We start from the raw sequence: 2,090 nt of genomic DNA on the forward strand, positions 1-2,090 counted from the left end.
ATGCAAACAACCCTTTAGAAGTGCATGCAGAGAGCTATATCAATCAATTCAATGTTGCAAGACAGACTGCCTATCAAGCATTAAAGGATGCTTCAAAAGATTTATTTGCTAGACAATTTAGCTATCAAGAGATGAATAAACGAGGAAACATCGAAAACGTACTAAGCCGATGGGTTAGTGAGATTCGTTATATTGATGCTGAAGCGACTGTTAAGTTAATTTTTGCACCCGCTATTGTTCCATTAATTACTAAACTCGAAGAACAGTTCACTAAGTATGAATTACAGCAAGTTAGTAATCTCAGTAGTGCTTATGCTGTACGCCTATATGAATTATTGATCGCATGGCGTAGCACTGGCCAAACTCCTGTTATAGAGCTTGAAGAGTTTAGAAAAAAAATTGGTGTGCTTGATGATGAGTACACAAGAATGGGGAACTTTAAAGACAGAGTCTTACATCTAGCTATAGATCAAGTTAATGAGTTTACAGATATCACTGTTAAATATGAGCAGCATAAAAAAGGACGTTCAATTTATGGCTTTTCATTCTCATTCAAGCAAAAGAAAAACGTTAACAAACCAAATCTAGAAGCTAGAGATCAAAACACCTTAGATATTTTCACCAAGTTAACAGATGCCCAGCGTCATTTATTTGCTAACAAATTGTCAGAACTGCCTGAAATGAGTAAGTATTCTCAAGGCACCGAAAGCTATCCGCAATTTGCCGTACGAATTGCCGAAATGCTATTAGATGCTGAAAAATTTAAAGAACTATATCCATATCTAGTAAAGGTTGGCTTTCAAACAAAATAAAGATAATGTTCAGTAATATGCTCACCTGAACATCCTTGTACATGAACAGAGGGATTGTATTGAACACTACAAAATTTAGCGTTATGGACGCAAGTAAAGCCTTTAAAAAATCACGGACAACAATATATGAGGCTTTAAAAAATGGTGAATTATCAAGAGATAATGATGGTCTAATAGACTTATCTGAACTTATCAGAGTTTATGGCAACCCAATCGGTGTTCAGTCCAGTACACGTACTGAACAAGTTCAGAAGGATGTACAGGTACACGTTCAATCTGAAGTCGAAAATCTATTAAAAGATCAGATTTCTTTACTAAAAAATCAGTTAGATTTAGCAAATCAAAGAGAAAAGTCTTTGATGCAACATATTGAAGATCTTACTCATAGAATTGAGTTTAAAGGCACCTTAGAACAGTCACAACAAGAAAATATTGATAAGCTAAATGAATCTACAAATTCAAATATAGCAACGGATCCTCGGTCACAGACTGACTCTAACTATGACGAATTGACTACTTCCGAGAGTAAACGGATCCATCTTCCTGAGCATGTTGAACCAGAACCTAAAAAACGTGGCTTATTTGGCCGTGTGCTGAATGCTGTTTTTGATAATGACTAAGGGAGAAAGATCATGCCGAAACTGAAAGACATTGCCCTGGGAATTATTGTGGCCCCGCTGCTGATCCCGATCATGCTGATTGCATCGTACCAAGATAAAAAGGCACTCAAAAAAGAGCTGGATGAACGCCAAAAAGAAAAAGACCAGGCATCCTGATTATTCAATTGAGCTAATCAAAACCGTGGAACATTGATTAAAGATTAAGCGTAGAACGGTAGTCTTCAACAAAAAAGCCGAACTCAGCTAAGTTCGGCTTTATGGTATCAGTTAAAGCATTGAATTATATGAAATAAAATTTGCATTTCGTATAACGCGTATTATGTTAATTTTAGGAAGTCTTTACAGTTGGCCTTCAAGTAACTGACCTATTTCTAACCTGGTATAGCCACGTTCTTTAAAAATCAAAATAATTGCTTTTTTATAATCTTCAGAAGTAGAAGTCTTATATTTAGTTATCAGTTGATTCTCAGAATTCAGCTCTAGATCATTTTTGATGGTCAATACTTCGCTAGAGATCCTATTAAAGATATCCAGGTTAATGCCACGGGTCAGGCGTGTCTTTAGAGAGACATCTTTTGGGAGAACAGTAGAATAGGCAGGGAGTAATAGGACATCATCGAAGGTTAACGCGTCTTGAACGATGGTCAACATAACAGTC

General features: G+C 36.3%; 4 protein-coding genes and 1 pseudogene. 3 read left to right on the forward strand and 2 right to left on the reverse strand.

The annotated features are described in order from the left end of the window. The 3 genes from repM to FTV48_RS14555 all read left to right on the forward strand — a co-directional run. A partial coding sequence (repM, locus tag FTV48_RS14545; RefSeq protein ID WP_180000757.1) for a replication initiation protein RepM occupies positions 1-812 on the forward strand: 812 nt, incomplete at its 5' end. Positions 813-871: 59 nt separating this feature from the next. Then, on the forward strand, positions 872-1,432 hold the full coding sequence (locus tag FTV48_RS14550; protein WP_223154292.1) for a plasmid replication DNA-binding protein: 561 nt from the start codon (positions 872-874) through the stop codon (positions 1,430-1,432). A 12-nt stretch (positions 1,433-1,444) separates the two neighbouring features. Then, positions 1,445-1,588, forward strand: coding sequence for a hypothetical protein (locus FTV48_RS14555; protein WP_001125247.1), 144 nt, complete (start codon positions 1,445-1,447; stop codon positions 1,586-1,588). A 183-nt stretch (positions 1,589-1,771) separates the two neighbouring features. Here the strand turns inward: FTV48_RS14555 and FTV48_RS15280 are convergent, their stop codons facing one another. Next, the gene (locus tag FTV48_RS15280; RefSeq protein ID WP_180000758.1) at positions 1,772-1,972 is read right to left on the reverse strand and encodes a hypothetical protein; all 201 of its coding nucleotides are present in this window, start codon (positions 1,970-1,972) and stop codon (positions 1,772-1,774) included. Next, positions 1,958-2,083: pseudogene (locus FTV48_RS14565) on the reverse strand (IMP dehydrogenase); the annotation flags it as partial. The gene FTV48_RS15280 and the pseudogene FTV48_RS14565, both read right to left, overlap by 15 nt. Between the last annotated feature and the right edge of the window lie 7 nt (positions 2,084-2,090).

This window comes from Acinetobacter sp. YH18001, from assembly GCF_013416975.1.
GTDB classification, from domain to species: Bacteria; Pseudomonadota; Gammaproteobacteria; order Pseudomonadales; family Moraxellaceae; genus Acinetobacter; species Acinetobacter pseudolwoffii.